The 18,909-nt window shown below is 72.1% G+C and carries 16 protein-coding genes and 1 pseudogene; 16 read left to right on the top strand and 1 reads right to left on the bottom strand.

The annotated features are described in order from the left end of the window. Window positions 1-278 precede the first annotated feature (278 nt). The 7 genes from LN042_RS35190 to glgB all read left to right on the top strand — a co-directional run bounded on the left by LN042_RS35190 (window position 279) and on the right by glgB (window position 10,106). Window positions 279-980 carry an EthD domain-containing protein gene (locus LN042_RS35190; RefSeq protein ID WP_230055531.1) on the top strand — a complete coding sequence of 234 codons (702 nt, stop codon included), beginning with the start codon at window positions 279-281 and terminating at the stop codon, window positions 978-980. 25 nt (window positions 981-1,005) lie between these two features. After that, the gene (locus LN042_RS35185; RefSeq protein ID WP_230055530.1) at window positions 1,006-1,845 is read left to right on the top strand and encodes a type 1 glutamine amidotransferase domain-containing protein; all 840 of its coding nucleotides are present in this window, start codon (window positions 1,006-1,008) and stop codon (window positions 1,843-1,845) included. Between the two features lie 152 nt (window positions 1,846-1,997). Next, window positions 1,998-3,674, top strand: a complete 1,677-nt coding sequence (locus tag LN042_RS35180) for a thiamine pyrophosphate-binding protein (protein WP_230055529.1) — start codon at window positions 1,998-2,000, stop codon at window positions 3,672-3,674. 47 nt (window positions 3,675-3,721) lie between these two features. Then, on the top strand, window positions 3,722-4,318 hold the full coding sequence (locus tag LN042_RS35175) for a DJ-1/PfpI family protein (protein WP_230055528.1): 597 nt from the start codon (window positions 3,722-3,724) through the stop codon (window positions 4,316-4,318). Continuing rightward, window positions 4,315-6,291: an alpha-1,4-glucan--maltose-1-phosphate maltosyltransferase gene (locus LN042_RS35170; protein ID WP_283844011.1), complete on the top strand. Its 1,977-nt coding sequence runs from the start codon at window positions 4,315-4,317 to the stop codon at window positions 6,289-6,291. Before LN042_RS35175 ends, LN042_RS35170 begins: the two co-directional genes overlap by 4 nt. 1 nt (window position 6,292) lies before the next feature. Beyond that, complete coding sequence (locus tag LN042_RS35165) at window positions 6,293-7,813, top strand: maltokinase N-terminal cap-like domain-containing protein (protein ID WP_230055527.1); 1,521 nt, start codon at window positions 6,293-6,295, stop codon at window positions 7,811-7,813. Between the two features lie 43 nt (window positions 7,814-7,856). Continuing rightward, a complete protein-coding gene (gene glgB / locus LN042_RS35160; protein ID WP_372495878.1) occupies window positions 7,857-10,106 on the top strand; it encodes a 1,4-alpha-glucan branching protein GlgB in 2,250 nt (749 codons plus the stop codon). Between the two features lie 157 nt (window positions 10,107-10,263). Here glgB and LN042_RS35155 read toward each other — a convergent pair whose 3' ends face one another. Continuing rightward, window positions 10,264-11,610 carry a helix-turn-helix domain-containing protein gene (locus LN042_RS35155; protein WP_230055526.1) on the bottom strand — a complete coding sequence of 449 codons (1,347 nt, stop codon included), beginning with the start codon at window positions 11,608-11,610 and terminating at the stop codon, window positions 10,264-10,266. 279 nt (window positions 11,611-11,889) lie between these two features. On the opposite strand from LN042_RS35155, the gene LN042_RS35150 reads away from it, so the two are divergent. The 9 genes and pseudogenes from LN042_RS35150 to LN042_RS35110 all read left to right on the top strand — a co-directional run. Continuing rightward, window positions 11,890-12,063: a hypothetical protein gene (locus LN042_RS35150; RefSeq protein WP_230055525.1), complete on the top strand. Its 174-nt coding sequence runs from the start codon at window positions 11,890-11,892 to the stop codon at window positions 12,061-12,063. A gap of 37 nt (window positions 12,064-12,100) precedes the next feature. Continuing rightward, complete coding sequence (glgA, locus tag LN042_RS35145; protein ID WP_230055524.1) at window positions 12,101-13,285, top strand: glycogen synthase; 1,185 nt, start codon at window positions 12,101-12,103, stop codon at window positions 13,283-13,285. 163 nt (window positions 13,286-13,448) lie between these two features. Beyond that, the gene (proC, locus tag LN042_RS35140; protein WP_230055523.1) at window positions 13,449-14,276 is read left to right on the top strand and encodes a pyrroline-5-carboxylate reductase; all 828 of its coding nucleotides are present in this window, start codon (window positions 13,449-13,451) and stop codon (window positions 14,274-14,276) included. 154 nt (window positions 14,277-14,430) lie between these two features. Beyond that, the gene (locus tag LN042_RS35135) at window positions 14,431-15,618 is read left to right on the top strand and encodes an MFS transporter (protein WP_230055533.1); all 1,188 of its coding nucleotides are present in this window, start codon (window positions 14,431-14,433) and stop codon (window positions 15,616-15,618) included. Next, window positions 15,599-16,798 (top strand): acetoin utilization protein AcuC, encoded by a 1,200-nt coding sequence (locus tag LN042_RS35130; protein ID WP_230055522.1) that lies wholly within the window; start codon window positions 15,599-15,601, stop codon window positions 16,796-16,798. The genes LN042_RS35135 and LN042_RS35130 overlap by 20 nt, the downstream gene beginning before the upstream one ends. 212 nt (window positions 16,799-17,010) lie before the next feature. Further along, a complete protein-coding gene (locus LN042_RS35125) occupies window positions 17,011-17,220 on the top strand; it encodes a helix-turn-helix domain-containing protein (RefSeq protein WP_101381292.1) in 210 nt (69 codons plus the stop codon). Between the two features lie 103 nt (window positions 17,221-17,323). Further along, entirely contained in the window at window positions 17,324-17,440 is a 117-nt protein-coding gene (locus LN042_RS35120) for a 30S ribosomal protein bS22 (protein WP_425311139.1), read from the top strand. Between the two features lie 136 nt (window positions 17,441-17,576). Then, window positions 17,577-18,671, top strand: a complete 1,095-nt coding sequence (locus LN042_RS35115; RefSeq protein ID WP_230055532.1) for an NAD-dependent epimerase/dehydratase family protein — start codon at window positions 17,577-17,579, stop codon at window positions 18,669-18,671. A 7-nt stretch (window positions 18,672-18,678) separates the two neighbouring features. Then, window positions 18,679-18,909 (top strand): annotated as a pseudogene (locus LN042_RS35110) (glycerol acyltransferase); the annotation flags it as partial.

The following is an 18,909-nucleotide window of genomic DNA, read 5'->3' as shown; positions in this document are numbered from 1 at the left end:
AGCCGCTCCCGCCGGCCCCGGACCGCGCCAGGTCCGGGGCCGCTGTGCGCTCGTGATCTGGACGAGTCCGGCCACTGACGTCGCACTGTGGTCGCTGCTCACAGCAGTTGATTGCCGGTGGAGCAACGCGGTTGTGAGCATGGACCGGTAGCGGGGTCCGCAGGCCGCCGGGCCGCCGACGGCGCGAGCGCGGCACGGCGTCGGGCCGCAGGCCGGACCCGCCCTGTTTCTCGGGGGCCGCGGCACAGCTGTGCCGGGACCCGGTGACTCTAGGAGACATGATGATCCATCAGTTCATTCTGGCCGCGCCGAAGCCGGGGATGTCCGCCCAGGAGTTCCAGGACTACTGGGCGAACGTGCACGCGGTGAAGTTCGCGTCCAAGATTCCGCAGATCCGCAAGTACCTGATCGACAGCCGGATCCCGTTCGCCGGCGACCTCGGCGACCCCAAGCTCCCGCACCAGGGCATCGCCGAGATCTGGCTGGCCAACGGCGAGGAGCAGCTGGCCTCGCTGCAGAGCGAGGAGTTCCTCCAGGGCGCCCGGCTGGACGAGCCCAACTGGGCCGCGTTCTGGCAGACCATCGTGCTCGACACCACGGCCCACGAGGTCGTGCCCGGTCCGGTCGAGGCGGTGCCCGGCCGGGTCAAGCTGACCGTGCTGCTCAAGCGCGCCCCCGGCCTGGACCTGGCCGAGTACCGGGCCCGCACCCTCGGCGAGTACGCCCAGGTGGTGGCCAAGGCCCCGGGGCTGCGCCGGGCCCTGCACGCGCACACCGTGGACGGCTACTACGTGTTCGGCGAGGCGGGCTTCGACAGCGTCGAGCAGCTCTGGTTCGACGACGAGCAGGCGCTGGCGGACGCGCTCGCCTCGCCGTGGTTCGCCGAGCTGAAGGAAGCCCAGCAGGGCCTGGTGGACCCCAAGTACGTGTTCTCGCTGGCCGTCACCGAGACCTGGATCATCGGCCCCGAAGCCCGCTGACCCCTCCGGAAGGGAGATCGCTGTCATGGCGAAGAAACGAGTCCTCATCGTGCTCTCCGAGTACGGCTACTGGGGCGAGGAGCTGATCGGCCCGCTGGAGACCTTCGACAAGGCCGGCTACGACGTCACCTTCGCGACCCCGACCGGCAAGCGCCCGGTGGCGCTGCCGCCGAGCTACGACCCGGAGTACATCGACCCGCCGCTCGGCAAGTCGGTCACCACCGGGGAGATCGCCGACAAGGTGAAGGCGCTGGAGGCGTCCGACCGGCTGGACAACCCGCTGGACATCTCCTCCTGGCTGCCCGACCGCCCGTACCGCAGCCGGCCGGACTTCCTGCGCGCGTTCGAGGCGTACCACACCCGGCGCGACCACGTGAAGGCGCAGATCGCCGAGCGCTACGACGCGCTGCTGATCGTCGGCGGCTCCGGCCCGATCGTCGACCTGGCCAACAACTGGCGGGTGCACGACCTGATCCTGGCCTTCCGCGACCTCGGTCTGGTGATCGCCGCCGAGTGCTACGGCGTGGCCTGCCTGGCCTTCGCCCGGGAGATGGACGACCGGGTCAGCATCATCAGGAACAAGCACGTGACCGGCCACTGCATCGAGTACGACTACAAGGACGGCACCGGCTTCATGGGCACCGACTTCGTGATCGGCCCGCCGCCGTACCCGCTGGAGTACATCCTGCGGGACGCGACCGCCCCCGACGGTGCCTACCACGGCAACTTCGGCCACGAGACCTCGGTGATCGTGGACTTCCCGTTCGTCACCGGCCGTTCCACCCCGGACTCCTACCTCACCGGCCAGAAGGTCGTCGAGGTGCTGGAGCAGGGCCTGCGCCAGTGGGGCTTCAACGCCGGCTGAGCCACGGCCCCCGGACCGGGCGGGCGGTCGCATCCGGCGCGCACCGCGCGGCCGCCCGCCCACCCGGCGGCATCGGGAGACCGAGCCGCAGCACACCACCGCACGACCGCACCACAGCGCTCCGGATCCGACCTTGCAGAGATGAGGCTGAGATGGCCGCCAGCAGGCCCGCCCGAGTGGCGATCCACGAACAGTTCAGGGCCGACGGCGTGCAGTACATGTTCGGCAATCCCGGCACCGTGGAGCAGGGATTCCTGGACGAGCTGCGCGACTTCCCCGACCTGCAGTACGTGCTCGCCCTGCAGGAGGCCGTGGTGGTCGGCATCGCCGACGGCTACGCCCGGGCCACCCGCAAGCCGACCCTGCTCCAACTGCACTCCGGCGTGGGCCTGGGCAACGGCATCGGCATGCTCTACCAGGCGATGCGCGGTCACGCGCCGCTGGTCTGCATCGTCGGCGAGTCGGGCCTGGCGTACGACAGCATGGACGCCCAGATGGCCGCCGACCTGGTCGGGATGGCCAAGCCGGTGACCAAGTGGGCCACCCGGGTGGTGGATCCGCAATCCACCCTGCGCGTGCTGCGCCGGGCCTTCAAGGTGGCGGGTACCCCGCCCTACGGTCCGGTGCTGGTGGTGCTGCCCGCCGACGTGATGGACCAGGAGACCACCGAGGACGCCGTCCCCACCTCCTACCTGACCACCACAAGCGCGCCGGACGCCGCCTCGGTCGAGCAGGCCGCGGCCCTGCTCGCCCCCGCGCGCCACCCGCTGATCCTGGCCGGCGACGGCGTCCACTTCGCGGGCGCGCAGGCCGAGTTGGCCGAGTTCGCGGAGGCCTGGGGCGCCACCGTCTGGGGCGCGGACTGGGCCGAGGTCAATCTGCCGGCCTCGCACCCGCTGTTCGGCGGCCAGTTGGGCCACATGTTCGGCGAGGCCAGCGCCAAGGTGATCAACCCGGCGGACGGGGTGCTGATCGTCGGCACCTACACCCTCAACGAGGTCTACCCGCTGCTCGACGGCGTCTTCTCCCCGGACGCCAAGGTGGTCCACGTCGACCTGGACAGCGGCGCGATCGCCAAGAACTTCCCGGTGGACCTCGGCCTGCTGGCCGATCCCAAGGCCACCCTGCCCCGGCTCACCGAGGCCCTGCGGCGCCGCCAGACCGGCGAGCAGAAGTCGGACGCCGCCGCCCGGCTCGGCAGGGCCACCCAGCAGCGCAAGATCGCCGAGGTGGAGAAGGCCGCGCTGGACATCGCCGGGGTCGGCCGCGACCCGCTCAGCGCCGAGCTGTTCGGCTGGGAGCTGGCCAAGCACCTGCCCGCGGACGCGGTGCTCTTCGACGAGGCACTGACCAGCTCGCCCGGTCTCTTCCGCCACCTGCCGGCCGACGTGCCCGGCCAGTGGCACCAGACCCGCGGCGGCTCGCTCGGCGTGGGCATCCCCGGGGCGATCGGCGCCAAGCTGGCCCACCCGGAGCGCGAGGTGATCGGCTTCACCGGCGACGGCGGCAGCATGTACACCGTCCAGGCGCTCTGGACCGCCGCCCGCTACGGCATCGGCGCCAAGTTCGTGATCTGCAACAACGGCCGCTACAAGCTGCTCGATCTGAACATCGAGGAGTACTGGAAGACGGTCAACATCGAGCACCACGAGTTCCCCGGCCCGTTCGACCTCGACCACCCCGCGATCGACTTCGTCAAGCTCGCCGAGTCACTGGCGGTGCCCGCGATCCGGGTGGAGAAGCCCGAGCAGGTGGCCCCGGCGATCACCCGGATGCTGGCCAACACCGGCCCGTTCCTGATCGACCTGGTCATCGGCCGCACCAGCTGACCCGATCGTCCCCGACCGAGCCAACGACTGCGAAGGGAGAGCGCGCCGTGGCGCTGAACGGCCAGAAGATCGCCGTCCTGATGGAGAGCGACTTCTACGAACCGGAGATCCTCTACTATCAGCGCCGTTTCGCCGAGGAGGGGGCCGAGGTGCACTTCCTCACCCGGCTCTGGGGCAACGAGCGACTGGTCTTCCGCGGCCACGAGCACCGGATGCCGTTCGAGGTATCGGAGTCCTTCGAGGACCTGGACGAGTACGCGCTCAAGGAGTTCGCGGCGCTGATCGTGCCCTCGGGCATCGTCGCCGACCGGCTGCGCTACACCGATGACGTCAACCAACTGCCGCCGGCCGCCGCGCTGCTGCGCCGGGCCTTCGCGGATCCGGCGATCATCAAGGGGATCATCTGCCACGGCATGTGGCTGGCCGCCCCGATCCCCGCGGTGATCCGCGGCCGCCGCGCGGTGGTGCACAACAACCTGCTGGGCGACCTGCGCAACATGGGCGGCGTCTACGTGGACGAGGACGTGGTGGTCGACGAGGACCTGGTCACCGCCCGGACCGGCAACCACTGCCACCTCTTCGCCCGGCAGATCATCGATGAGCTCGGCAAGCGGGCCGCGCGCCGCATCGGGAGCCTGGCATGACCGATCTGGCCGCGCGGCCCCAGCAGACCCCCGGCGGTGAACTGCCGCCGCTGGCCGGACGAATACCGGTGATCGACGTCAGCCCGGTGGTGGCCGAGGGGCGGCGGCCGGCCAAGGCCGTGGTCGGCGAGAGCTTCCTGGTCAGCGCGACCGTGTTCCGCGAGGGCCACGGCCGGCTCGGCGCCAACGTGGTGCTGCGCGACCCGGACGGCCGCCCCGGACCGTGGCTGCCGATGCGGGAGTTGGCGCCGGGCACCGACCGCTGGGGCGCCGAGGTGACCGCGGACGCCGTCGGCCGCTGGAGTTTCACGGTGGAGGCCTGGAGCGACCCGGTGGCCAGTTGGCTGGACCGGGCCGGCGTCAAGGTCCCGGCCGGGCAGGACCTCGAACTCACCCTGGAGGAAGGCGCGCTGCTGCTGGAGCGGGTGGCCGCCGGGGTGCCCGGGGGCAGCGGCCGCAGCAGCGTGCTCACCGCGGTGGCCGGCCTGCGCGACCGCGACCGCACGCCGCTCGCCCGACTGGCGGCCGCACTGCTGCCGCGCGTCGGCGCGGTGCTGGGGCAGTATCCGCTGCGGGAGTTGGTGACCTCCTCGGCGGCCCTGCCGCTGCAGGTGGAGCGGCGGCGGGCGCTGTACGGGTCGTGGTACGAGTTCTTCCCGCGCTCCGAGGGCGCCACCCTGAACCCCCCGAAGTCCGGCACCTTCCGGACGGCGGCCGAGCGGCTGCCCGCGATCGCCGCGATGGGCTTCGACGTCGTCTACCTGCCGCCCATCCACCCGATCGGCCACGCCTTCCGCAAGGGCCCCAACAACACCCTCACCCCGGGCCCCGACGACGTCGGCTCGCCCTGGGCGATCGGCTCCCCGGAGGGCGGCCACGACGCCGTCCACCCGGACCTGGGCACCATCGAGGACTTCGACGCATTCGTCGCCCGCGCCACCGAACTGGGCCTGGAGATCGCCCTGGACTTCGCCCTCCAGGCCTCCCCCGACCACCCCTGGGTCAACAAGCACCCCGAGTGGTTCAGCCACCGCATCGACGGCACCATCGCCTACGCCGAGAACCCGCCCAAGAAGTACCAGGACATCTACCCGATCAACTTCGACCAGGACTTCGACGGCCTGGTGGCCGAGACCCTGCGGCTGCTGCGCCACTGGATGGGCCACGGCGTGCGGATCTTCCGGGTCGACAACCCGCACACCAAGCCCGTCCACTTCTGGGAGAAGGTGCTCGGCGAGATCAACCGCACCGACCCCGACGTCATCTTCCTCGCCGAGGCCTTCACCCGCCCCGCCATGCTCCAGACCCTGGCGAAGATCGGCTTCCAGCAGTCCTACAGCTACTTCACCTGGCGCACCACCAAGCAGGAACTCACCGAGTACCTCACCGAGTTGACCCGTGAGACCGGTGCCTTCCTGCGCCCCAACTTCTTCGCCTCCACCCCGGACATCCTGCCCCGCCAGCTGCAGCACGCGGGCCCCGCGGCGTTCGCGGTCCGCGCCGTGCTGGCCGCCACCCTCTCCCCCAGCTACGGCATCTACGCCGGCTACGAGCTGTGCGAGAACAGTCCGCTGGGCGACGGCGAGGAGTACCTGGACTCGGAGAAGTACCAGTTGCGCCCGCGCGACTGGACCCGCACCGACACCCTGGCCCCGCTGCTCACCCGGCTCAACGAGTTCCGGCGGGCCCACCCGGCGCTGCAGGACCTGCGCAACCTGGAGTTCCTGGAGACCGACAACGACCAGGTCATCGCCTACACCAAGCGCACCGGCGACGACCGGGTGATCGTGGTGGTCAACCTGGACCCGGAGCAGGCGCAGGAGGCCATCGTCACCGTGCCCGAGGAACTCGCACCGGCCAGGGTGCGCTGCGAGTTCAACGGCGAGGAGTACCGCTGGCACCGGCACAACTACGTCCGGCTCGACCCGTCCCGCAGCCCGGCCCACCTACTGACGGCACGTCAGGAGTCATGAGATGCCCGCGACCCTGTGTGCCACCTGCTTGAACGCCCAGCACGGCGACGACCTCCAGGCCGACGGCCTGCTCCGCCCGCTGCTGCCGGCCTTGCTGCCGTGGCTGGTCACCCGCCGCTGGTTCACCCATGAGCAGGGGCACTTGGAGGAGCTGCGCCCGGTCAGCGCCAGCGTGCTGGACGGCGAGCCGGACGGGGAGCCGGACGGCGGCCGCACCCCGGTGCTGCTGCACTCGTTGCTGGACGCCCGGCACGGCGCCGGCGCGTCCCACCACTACCAGCTGCTGGTCGGGCTGCGACCCGAGCTCCCCGAGGAGCTGGGCCGCTCGGCGATCGGCCGGGCCCAGGGCGGCCGCTGGGACGGCTGGACGCTCTACGAGGCGACCGAGGACCACGAGTTGATGGAGCGCCTACTGGAGCGCACGGTCGGCCGCGGTGGCGAGGGGGACTTGCGGATGTCGCTCACCGGCGCCCCGGCGGTGCCGTCCGGGCTGAGCGCCCGGGCACTGGCCGTGGAGCAGAGCAACAGCGCGGTGGTCTTCGGCGACCAGCTGCTCTTCAAGCTGTTCCGGCAGCCCGAACCGGGCCCGCACCCGGAGACCGACGCCCTGCGCGCGCTCACCCAGGTGCGCTGCCGCCGGACCCCGGGCCTGGCCGGCTGGTTGCACACGGATGGCGGCGAGCCGGTGGTGCTGGGCATCCTGGAGGAGTTCCTGCCGGCCCGCGGCGACGGCTGGCAGCTCGCCGTCGAGCAGGCCGCCGAGTCGATCAACTGCTCGCTGCGGAGCGTGCCGGTGCTGGACTGCTTCACCGAGGAGTCCCGGGCCCTCGGGGCGGCGGTGGCCGAGGTGCACGCCTCCCTGGCCCAGGCCTTCGGCCAGGTCACCCTGACCCCGGAGGACGTCGCCGCCCAGGTCGACCAGCTCCGCCGCGAGCTGCGCGCGGCCATCGAGGTCGTCCCGCAACTGGAGCCCTACGCCGGCCGGTTGGGCGGGCTCTACGAGGACTGGGGCAGACTCGCCGGGCGCGGCCTGCAGTACACCGCCCAGCGGATCCACGGCGACCTGCACCTGGGCCAGGTGCTGAGCACCGAGGACGGCTGGAAGGTCATCGACTTCGAGGGTGAGCCGGCCCGCCCGGTGGCCGAGCGCTACCAGCCGCAGCCGGTGCTGCGCGACGTGGCGGGCATGCTGCGCTCGTTCGACTACGCCGGCCAGCAGGCGCTGACCACCATGCCCCAGCCGGCCGCGGCGGCCGACGGCCCGCTCGCCGAGTCCGCCGAGCAGGCCGCCGCGCGGATGCGCCGCAGCCGCCGGGCCTACGCCTGGTCGGTGCGCAACCGGCGGGCCTTCACCTCCGGCTACGCCGCCGCCGGCGGCATCGACCCGTACTGCCAGCCGGTGGCGCTGCGCGCCTTCGAGGCGGAGAAGGCCGTCTACGAGGCGGTCTACGAGGCGCAGCACCGCCCCGACTGGCTGCCCATCCCGATGGCCGCGATCCAGCGCCTGGTCTTCGGCCGCTGACCCCGCTCACCCTACGGACGTTAAGGACCGCGCTCCCGTGACTTTGCGCCTGACCCTCGAACTGGATCCTCCGGTCCTCCAGCTCGCTCCGGCCCGACCCGCCCCGGAGCAGACCGAACGGCTGCTGGCCGGCCGGCACCACGACCCGCACTCCGTGCTCGGCGCCCACCTGGTGCGCGACGGGGTGGCGGTACGGGTGCTGCGTCCCGGCGCCCGGCAGGTGGTGCTGGAGACCGAGGTCGGCCCGATGGCCCTGGCCCCGGGCGACGACGGCCTGTTCACCGGGCTGCTGCCGGTCAGCTGGCAGGCCCGCTACCTGCTGCGGACGGCCTACGAGGGGGAGCTGGGGGAGCCGCAGCCGGACGGCTACCAGTTCCCGCCCACGCTCGGCCAGTTGGACCTGCACCTGATCCGGGAGGGCCGGCACGAGGAGCTGTGGCGGGTGCTGGGCGCCCAGCCGCGCACCGTGAACGGCGCCGTCGGAACGGCCTTCGCGGTGTGGGCGCCGAACGCCGAAGGGGTGCGCGTGGTCGGCGACTTCAACCTCTGGAACGGCACCGGGCACCCGATGCGCTCGCTGGGCGCCAGCGGGGTGTGGGAGTTGTTCGTGCCCGGGGTGGGTGCGGGCGCCCGCTACAAGTTCGAGATCGCCACCCGGGACGGGCGCCTGCTGCAGAAGGCCGACCCGCTGGCCCGGCAGGCCCAACTGCCGCCGGATACCGCCTCGGTGGTCACCGAATCCGACTACGTCTGGGGCGACGCCGAGTGGCTGCGACGGCGCGCCGAGGGGTCGTGCGCGGACCGTGCCATGACGATCTACGAGGTGCACCTGCCGTCCTGGCGGCCCGGGCTGACCTACCGGCAACTCGCCGTGGAACTGCCCGCCTACCTAAGGGAGTTGAACTTCACGCACGTGGAGTTCATGCCGTTGATGGAGCACCCGTTCGGCGGGTCGTGGGGCTACCAGGTCTCCGGCTTCTACGCACCGACGGCGCGGCTGGGTTCGCCGGACGACTTCCGGTACCTGGTGGACGCGCTGCACCGGGCCGGGATCGGCGTGATCATGGACTGGGTGCCGGCCCACTTCCCCAAGGACGACTTCGCGCTGGCCCGGTTCGACGGCGAGCCGCTCTACGAACCGGCCGACCCGCGCCGCGCCGAGCACCCCGACTGGGGCACCCTGACCTTCGACTACGGCCGCACCGAGGTGCGCAACTTCCTGGTCGCCAACGCGGTCTACTGGTGCGAGGAGTTCCACATCGACGGCCTGCGGGTCGACGCCGTCGCCTCCATGCTCTACCTCGACTACTCCCGACCCGACGGCCAGTGGCTGCCGAACGCGGACGGCGGGCGGGAGAACCTGGACGCCGTCCGGTTCCTCCAGGAGATGAACGCCACCGTCTACCGCCGCTGCCCCGGCGTGGTGACCATCGCCGAGGAGTCCACCGCCTGGGAGGGCGTGACCCGCCCCACCGACCACGGCGGCCTGGGCTTCGGCCTGAAGTGGAACATGGGCTGGATGCACGACTCGCTCCGGTACTTCTCCCGGGAACCGGTCCACCGCCAGTACCACCACCACGAGTTGACCTTCTCGATGGTCTACGCGTACTCCGAGCACTACGTGCTGCCGATCTCCCATGACGAGGTGGTGCACGGCAAGGGCGCGCTGGTCGACAAGATGCCCGGCGACTGGTGGCAGCAGCGCGCCAACCAACGCGCCTACCTGGGCTTCATGTGGGCCCATCCGGGCAAGCAACTGCTGTTCATGGGACAGGAGTTCGCCCAGGGTGCGGAATTCCAGCACGACGACGGCCCGCAGTGGTGGGTGCTGGACGACGACTGGCCGGCCGCCGCCGAGCACCGCGGGATGCAGCGGCTGGTCGCCGAACTCAACCGGATCTACCAGGACTACCCGCCGCTGTGGCAGCAGGACTCCGCCCCGGGCGGCTTCTGCTGGCTGGACGCGGACGCCGCCCAGGACAACGTCTACTCCTTCGTCCGCTGGGACGCGGCGGGACGGGCCCTGGTCGCGGTCAGCAACCTGTCGCCGACGGTCCGCACCGACTACCGGATCGGACTGCCGACCGGCGGCACCTGGTACCCGGTGCTGGACACCGACGAGACACGGTTCGGCGGCAGCGGCGCGGGCAGCCCGCAGGCCCGCCCGGCAGTCGCCCAGCCCTGGCAGGGGCAGCCGTTCAGCACCGAACTGACGCTGCCGCCCCTGGCCACCGTGTGGCTCTGCCCGGCGGGGCCCGACCTGCCGCTGGCACCGGCCCCGCGGGCCGAGTGAGTCGGCGGGCCGTCGGATGAGACCGAGACCCGGCGGGCCCGCCCGGGCGCGGGCCGAGCGGACGGCGGGCGCCCGGCGCCCGGTGCGGTTCGGGCGCACCCGGGATGCGGTGCGGTTCGGGCGCACCCGGGATGCGCCCGAACGGGTTGGGGAGGGGTCAGGCGGTGGTCACCGAGCTGGGGGTGAGCTTGTCCAGCGCCTGCAGGCCGGCTTCCCCCAGGGCGCGGTCGTAGGCGGCCAGCGCCTCACCGGCGTGGCCGAGCTGGCGCCACAGGTCACCCACCTGCCGCCAGACCACGGCGCTGTTGCGGTTGGGGGCGACCCGTCCGAGCTGGCGCACGAGGGCGTGGAGCGTCTGGGCGGCCTCCTCGGACTGGCCCCGCTCGTACTGCGCCTGGGCGAGGTAGAGCCGGATCTGGCCGGCCGTGTGCGTGGACTCGTTGCGCAGCAGTCCCAGGGCCCGACTGGCCAGGTCCACGGCGCGGTCAGGGTCGGCCTGGTGCAGCGCCAGCCGCGCCTGCTGAGCCTCGACGTGGACCTGGTCCGTGGTGTTGCCCCATTCCAGCAGGGCTTCACGGGCCTCGTCCAGCAGCCGCTGCACCTGATCGAGGTCGGTCGTCCCGGTGTCGAGCAGGTAGTTGCCGCAGTTGAGCTTGAGCAGGGCGAGGTGGCGGGCGTTGTCGGACTCCGCCATCAGGGCCAGGGCGCGCTCGATCATCGCCAGCGACTCCTGGAACTTGCCCCGGGTGTTCGCCACGACGGCGGCGTTCCAGTACACGGCGCCGCGAGCGGTCCGCGAGCCGTTCTCGTCGGCCACCCTGGTGAGCCGGTTGATCAGGAGCTGCGCCTGGGTCAGGTCGCCGCGGTTCTGGTAGCAGCTGATCAGGGTCGAGCCCAGCTGGATGTGGTCGTCGGTGTAGTCCAGGCCGAGCCCGTCGAGCGTCTTCATCGCCCGCTCGCCGATCTCGACCGCCAGGGTGTAGTCGCCGGCGTCGCGGTAGCTGCGGCAGAGTGCCACCGCGAGCTGGGCCCACTCCGCCGAACCCGGCACGACGGCCGGGTCGTCGAAGAGCGTGCTGTAGAGCTGGATCGCGGCCTCCAGCCGGCCCAGCTTCTCGAAGGCGGTGGCCTGGCCCAGCCGGGCCCGTCGGACCGCCGCCTCGCCGAGCAGCGGGGCGTGGGCCAGGGCCTCGCTGAAGGACTGCAGTGCCTCGCCGTTGACGCCGTTGCGCAGCGCCATGTCGCCGAACGCGATCTTGAGCTCGAGCTCCTTGACCCGCCGGTCGTCCCGGCCGGTGCGCAAGTAGTCGACCGAGCAGCCGACCCGTTCGGCCAGGTTCTTGAGCACCGCGTCCGAGGGGATCCGCTTGCCGGTCTCGATCAGGGAGACGTAGCTGACCGAGATGTCCGCGGACGCCAAATCCTGCTGGTTCAGGCCGCGCTTCTGGCGCAGCTCGCGAAGTCGCTGCCCGATCCCGTTCGTACCGCTCTGTGATTGATCCATGGTTCTCCGGTCAACGGGGAGGGCGGCCACTCGGACCGCACCCCGGGGGTGCCCATTTGACTCCATCTTTTACATCACCTGTTGGCTAGGGCCAAGGTTAACGGCCGGGTCATGGGGGGCTCAATCGCTTGAACGCCCTTGCTGTCCTTACTCTTCCCTGCTAGCCCATGGTCACTCTCCGTCGATTCCGACTGGCGTAGAAGTTGATGATTGACAGCGGCGGTCAACTCAGATTGACTCTGGCTGTCAACAACTCGACCGGCGAAAGGTAAACCCGCCATGCGCAAGACCCTTCCGCTCCTCGTTGCCGCGATCGTGCTCGGCCTCGGCGGAGGCCTGGTCGTTGCGAACGGTGGCGCCTCCGCGGCGCCCGCAGTCCAGCAGTCGGACACCACCGGCGTGACGTCGGCGCACAACGCGGTACCCATGGGCAACTCCGGCCAGTGCTGCTGACCCGGCCGACCACTCGCCCCCGAAGGGACCCTCGCCCATGCGGATCGACCTCCTGACCAGGGAGTACCCGCCGGAGGTCTACGGCGGGGCCGGGGTCCACGCGGCCGAACTGACCCGGGCACTGCGCCGACTGGCCGAGGTCCGGGTCCGCTGCCTGGGGGCCGGGCGGAGCGAGCCGGGCACCACCGCCTACCAGCCGCCCGCCGACCTGGCCGCGAGCAACGCGGCCCTGCGGTTCCTCGGCGCCGATCTGCGGATGGCGGCCGACGCGGCCGGCGCCGACGTGGTGCACAGCCACACCTGGTACGCCAACGCCGCCGGCCAGCTGGCCCACCTGCTGCACGGCATCCCGCACGTGATGACCATGCACAGCCTGGAGCCGCTGCGCCCCTGGAAGGCGGAGCAGCTCGGCGGCGGCTACGCGCTCTCCAGTTGGCTGGAGCGCACCGCCGCCGAGGCCGCCGACGCCCTGATCGCGGTCTCCGGCGCGATGCGGGAGGACGTCCTGCGCGCCTATCCGGCGATCGACCCGGAGCGGGTGCACGTCATCCACAACGGCATCGACACCGAGCGGTACCGGCCCGACCCGCGCCCCGACGCGCTGCGCCGGTTCGGCATCGACGAGGAGCGCCCGATCGTGCTGTTCGTCGGCCGGGTCACCCGGCAGAAGGGCCTGCCGCACCTGCTGCGGGCCGCGTTCCAGCTGCGACCCGAGGCCCAACTGGTGCTCTGCTGCGGGCAGCCGGACACCCCGGAGATCGGTGCGGAGGTGGCCGGCCTGGTCGACGAGCTCGGCCGCCGACGGGACGGCGTGGTGCGCGTCGACGGCATGCTCGACGCCCGTTCGGTGCGTCAACTGCTCACCCGTGCCCGGGCGTTCGTCTGTCCGTCGCTCTACGAGCCGATGGGCATCGTCAATCTGGAGGCGATGGCCTGCGGCACCGCGGTGGTGGCCACCGCGGTGGGCGGGATCCCGGAGGTGGTCGAGGACGGCGTCACCGGCCTGCTGGTGCCGTACGCCGCGACACCGGACGCCACCGGTGAGCCGGTGGACCCGGAGCGGCTCGCCGACGGCCTGGCCGCGGCCGTCAACCGACTGCTGGACGACGCCGAGCTGGCCGAGCGCTTCGGTGCGGCGGGCCGGCGGCGGGCCGTCGAGCAGTTCTCCTGGGCCGGTGTCGCGGAGCGCACCTTGCGGGTTTACGAGAAGCTGGCCAGGTGAGCGGTGGTATCTGACTCTGTCATTGACTGGCAGTGAGATTCCCGTTCAAGGAAGCTGGGCGACAGCTGTGACAACCGTCCACACCCTGGACGGTTTCACGGCGCCGCCGGCGCCTGGTGCGAGGATGACCGCAGAACCGTCGCGGTGATCAAGGAGCCAGGCCATGAGCAGCAGCGCCGTCCACCCCCAGCGGATCGCCTTCCTCGGCACCGGCAAGATCGGTGAGGCCCTGCTCTCCGGTCTGCTGCGGGCCGGCAAGCGGCCGGCCGAGGTGCTGGTCACCGCCCGCCGCCCGGAGCGGGCCGCCGAACTGCGCGAGCGCCACGGGGTCGCCGTCTGCTCCACCAAGGAGGCCGCGGAGCTCGCCGACACCCTGATCCTGGCGGTCAAGCCGCAGGACATGGGCGCCCTGATGGACGAACTGGCGCCGCACCTCGCCCCGGGCCGGCTGGTCATCTCGGCCGCGGCCGGCATCCCCACCGGCTGGTTCGAGGATCGGCTGCCCCCCGGCACCCCGGTGGTCCGGGTGATGCCCAACACCCCGGTGCTGGTGGACGAGGGCATGAGCGTCATCTCGGGCGGCTCGCACACCACGGAGGAGCACCTGCGCCGGGCCGAGGAGATCTTCGCCTCGGTCGGCAAGGTGCTGCGGCTGCCCGAGACCCAGCAGGACGCGGCCACCGCGCTCTCCGGCTCCGGACCGGCCTACTTCTACTACCTGGTCGAGGCGATGACCGACGCCGGGATCCTGCTCGGGCTGCCCCGGCAGGTGGCGCACGACCTGATCGTGCAGTCGGCGATCGGGGCCTCGGTGATGCTGCGCGACTCCGGTGAGCACCCGGTCAAGCTGCGCGAGGCGGTCACCTCGCCGGCCGGCACCACCATCGCGGCCATCCGCGAGCTGGAGAACCACGGGGTGCGGGCCGCGCTGCTCGGGGCGCTGGAGGCGGCCCGGGACCGCTCCCGGGAGCTGGCCTCCGGCGGCAAGTAGCGCGCGAAGGCCGGCCCGGTGCCCGAGACGGCCGTGGGTGAAGGAACGCGTCCCGCCCCCTCCCCAAACGCCCCGCCGCCCCCTACGCTCGCGCCAATATCTTCGTACCGGCCGGTAGTTGCCGACCGGTGGTGGGGGAGGTGCTCAAGTGGCGGTGGACGAGCGGTTGCGCCGGGCCCGGCTGGCGCTGCTGGCCAGCTTCCTGCTGCAGGGCGTCACCTTCGCCCTGCTGGTCACCCGGATCCCGGGCATCCAGCGCCAGTACCACGTCGGTGACGGCACGTTGACGGTGCTGCTGGCCGCGGTGCCGATCCTGGCCGGGGTCGGCTCGATCGCCTCCGAGCAGCTCGTCAAGCGCACCTCCGCCCGCGCCGTGCTGCGGGTGGTGCAGCCGGCCGTCTGCCTCGGCCTGGTCGGCGTCGGGCTCGGCCACCACCTGAGGAGCCTGGTGCTGACGCTGGCCGCCTTCGGGCTGCTGATCGGCGCGCTCGACGCCTCGATGAACATGCTCGGCGTCGGCCTGCAGCACCGCTACGGCCGCTCGATCATGATCGGCTTCCACGCGGCGTTCAGCCTCGGCGGCATCGTGGGCGCGTCACTGGCCGGCGCCGGAGCCCACGTCCGCCTGCTGCTGCTCTTCGGTCTCACCGCGGCGGTGCTGGTCCCGGCCGCCCTGCTGGTCAGCCGCTTCCACGCCGGACCGGGCGAACTGGGCGGCGCCGTACAGGAGGCAGCCGCGGCCGCCGCCCGCTCCATCCCCTGGCGCCCGCTGCTACCGCTGTGCGCCGCCATGGCCTTCAGCTACATCGCCGACTCCTCGGTCTCCAACTGGAGCGCCAAGTACCTCACCGAGACCCTGAGGAGCGGTGACAGCCTGGGCGCCTTCGGCTACGGCGGCTACATGGTCGCGATGCTGCTCGGCCGCAGCGTCGGCGACCGCGGGGTGCAGCGGTTCGGCGCGGTGGCGGTGGTGCGCTGCGGCGCGGCGGTGGCCGCACTGGGCTTCGCGGTCGTCGCGCTGGCTCCGGGGGCCTGGGTCGGCATCGCCGGCTTCACGGTGCTGGGCGTCGGCATCAGCGCGATCGTCCCGCAGGTCTTCGCGGCCGGCGGCCGGCTCTTCCCTAACGACTCGGATGCCGCGGTGGCCCGGCTCAACCTCTTCAACTACGTGGGCTTCCTGGTGGGTTCGCCGCTGGTCGGGGCGATCAGCGGGGCGGCCGGCTTCCGCTGGGCGCTCTGCGTCCCGCTGCTGCTGGTGCTGGCGGTGCTGCCGCTCGGTGGCCACTTCGCCCCCGCTCGGCACCAGCCAGTAGCGTTGGATCATGCCGCGAGCCGAGTCTGACCAGTCCTGCGCCCTTCGCCTGTTCTGGGACGAAGCCGAAACCGCCTACAAGTTCAGCGACCGGCACCCGATGGACCCGGTCCGCCTGGCGCTCACCATGCGCCTGGTGGAGTCCTTCGGACTGACCGCCGCCCCCAACGTCACGGTGGCCGCGGCGCCGCCCGCCGGCGACTCCACCCTCACCCTGGTGCACCGCCCGGACTACCTGGCCGCCGTGCGCCGTGCCGCCGCCGACCCCACCACCGTGGACGAGGCGCGCGGCCTGGGCACCGAGGACAACCCGGTCTTCCCCGCCATCCACACCGCCTCCGCCCTGATCGCCGGCCAGTCGGTGGCCGCCGCCGAGGCGGTCTGGCACGGCACCGCCCGGCACGCCGTCAACTTCGCCGGCGGCCTGCACCACGCGATGCCCGGTCGGACGTCCGGCTTCTGCGTCTACAACGACGCCGCCCTGGCGATCGCCCGGCTGCTGGAGCTCGGCGCCGAACGGGTCGCCTACGTGGACACCGACGTGCACCACGGCGACGGCGTGCAGCAGTCCTTCTGGGACGACCCCCGGGTGCTCACCGTCTCGCTGCACGAGCACCCCGGCACGCTCTTCCCGCAGACCGGCTGGCCCAGCGAGACCGGCGGCGAGGCCGCGCCGGGCCTGGCGGCCAACCTGCCGCTGCCGGCCGGCACCGCCGACGCCGGCTGGCTGCGCGCCTTCCACGCCTTCGTGCCGGAGCTGCTGGCCGCCTTCGAGCCGCAGGTGATCGTCAGCCAGCACGGTGCCGACACCCACGTGGAGGACCCGCTGGCCCACCTGCTGGTCACCGTGGACGCCCAGCGGGTGGTCGCCCGGAGCCTGCACGAGCTGGCCCACCGGCACTGCGACGGCCGCTGGGTGGCGCTCGGCGGCGGCGGTTACGCGGTGGTCGACGTGGTCCCCAGGGCCTGGACCCAGTTGGTCGCGATCGCCGCCGGCCGCCCGATCGACCCCACGACCGAGACGCCCGACGAGTGGCGCGCCGAGGTCTACCGCCGAACCCGCCGTCCGGCCCCCTTGCGGATGACGGACGGCGCCACCGGGGATTTCCAGGACTTCGCCGAGGGCGGCTACGACCCGGCGGACCGCATCGACCAGGCGATCCTGGCCGCCCGACGCGCGGTCTTCCCCTACCACGGCCTGCTGCCCTAGCCTTCATGGGGGGCACGGAGCGCATCCGGGGTGCTACAGCGAGCCGATGCGCTACCTACTGCAACGGGCGCATCTCTGACCGTACAAGCAGTCGCCTTCTCCCCCTTCCCACTGGTACCACGCGCAACTACTCTGGGGATACGCGTGTGTCGGTCGAGTCACCGGAGGGGAAGCCGGTGCCTTGCACACGGACAAGAGGGTCGGGTGAGGTCATGAGTTCAGGCGAACGCCCCCTGCAAGAGGTCAACTTTCTGACCGTGGCGGAAGTCGCCTCGGTCATGAGGGTGTCCAAGATGACGGTCTACCGGTTGGTGCACAGCCAGGAGCTGCCCGCCATCCGCGTCGGCCGGTCCTTCCGAGTGCCCGAACAGGCGGTCCACGACTACCTCAAGGACTCCTACGTCGGGCGGCAGAGCGCCTGACGATCCGACTGGGCGGGCCCGATTTAATCCGGGGCCGTGCCAGACGGTAGGCTAGGCCCTCCGTCAGTCGTATGGACTCCGTCTCTCACGGGCGGGAGTCTCAGTGAGCGAGGGTTGTTCCGTGGGCTCTGTCATCAAGAAGCGTCGCAAGCGTATGGCCAAGAAGAAGCACCGCAAGCTTCTGAAGCGGACCCGCGTTCAGCGTCGCAACAAGAAGTAACACCTGCGGAGCCTCGCTCCAGGTGTACCGCTGCCCGCCCGGGCCAATCGCCGGGGCGGGCAGCGCTCGTTCCCCCACCTCGACGCGGTACGGTGCAACCACGGGCGGCAGCCGAGGCAGAGGGGTGGCGGACAGGGTGGGCAAGGTGGTGCTGGTCACCGGTGTGGCCCGGCAGCTCGGTGCCCGGTTCGCCGAGCGGATCCGCCGTGAGCCCGGGGTCGACCTGGTGGTCGGCGTGGACGTGCTGCCACCGGAGCCCGCGGCCGAGCCCGCGCCCGCCGACGCACCGCTCGCGCCCTACGTCTTCAGCCGGGTCGACCTGCGCCGCCCGGCGATCGCCCGGGTGCTGGCCGAGCACGCCGTGGACACCGTGGTCCACCTGAACGTCAGCGGCACCAACCCCAGTGCGGTCGGCCGTGCCACGGTCAAGGAGATCAACGTCATCGGCAGCATGCAGCTGCTCGCCGCCTGCCAGCAGTCCGCGCTGGTCCGCCGCCTGGCGGTGAAGTCCACCACCGCGGTCTACGGCGCCACCTCCCGCGACCCCGCGGTCTTCACCGAACGCACCCAGCCCAAGACCCTGCCGACCGGTGGCTTCGCCAAGGACGCCGCCGAAGTCGAGGGCTACGTCCGCGGCTTCGCCCGCCGCCGCCCCGACGTGGCGGTCACCGTGCTGCGGTTCGCCAACCTGGTCGGCCCGGGCGCCGACACCCCGCTCGCCGAGTACTTCACGCTGCCGGTGCTGCCGACCGTGCTCGGCCGCGACCCCCGACTGCAGTTCGCGCACGTGGACGACGCGGTGGAGGTGCTGCGGCTCGCCGCGCTGGAGCCCGCTCCCGGGTCACTGGGCCGACCGGTCGACCGCCGCGGCACCTTCAACGTGGCCGGCGACGGAGTGCTGCTGCTCTCCCAGTGCGCCCGCCGGCTCGGCCGCCCCACCCTGCCCATGCTCCGCCCGGCGCTCGGCTGGACGGCGGCGCTGGCCCGGCAGACCCGGTTGGTCGACTTCGCCCCCGAGCAGCTGGAGCTGCTCACCCACGGCCGGGTGGTGGACACCACCGCGCTGCGCGAAGTCTTCGGCTACCGCCCCGCGTTCAGCACCCCGGAAGCCTTCGCCGACTTCGTCGCCGGCCGCCCCGGCGGACCGCTGCCGCCGGAGCGGCTGACGGCGCTGGCCGACCGGCTGGGCGCGCTGCTGACCCGTGACCGCCTTGTGGACGACAGGAACTGAGGTTGCCATGACCGCCGCCCGCGACCAGCAGAGCAGCACGGAACCCGGGGCCCGGGTGATCCCGATCGAGGCCGCGCCGAGCTGGACCGGCTCGGCCGGTCCGGACCACGGCCCCGGCCTGGCCGACCGGCTGGCCGGCTCACTGGGTTCGCTGCTGGCCGGCCGGACCGGCGCCGCCGCCGACTCGCTGTTCGGCAAGGGCTGGGAGGAGCGGGCGGCCACCGGGCTCGGCTTCCTG

This window comes from Kitasatospora humi, assembly GCF_020907985.1.
Lineage (GTDB): Bacteria > Actinomycetota > Actinomycetes > Streptomycetales > Streptomycetaceae > Kitasatospora > Kitasatospora humi.
The sequence above is the reverse complement of the archived record's forward strand: the minus strand, read 5'-3'. Positions and strand labels throughout refer to the sequence as shown.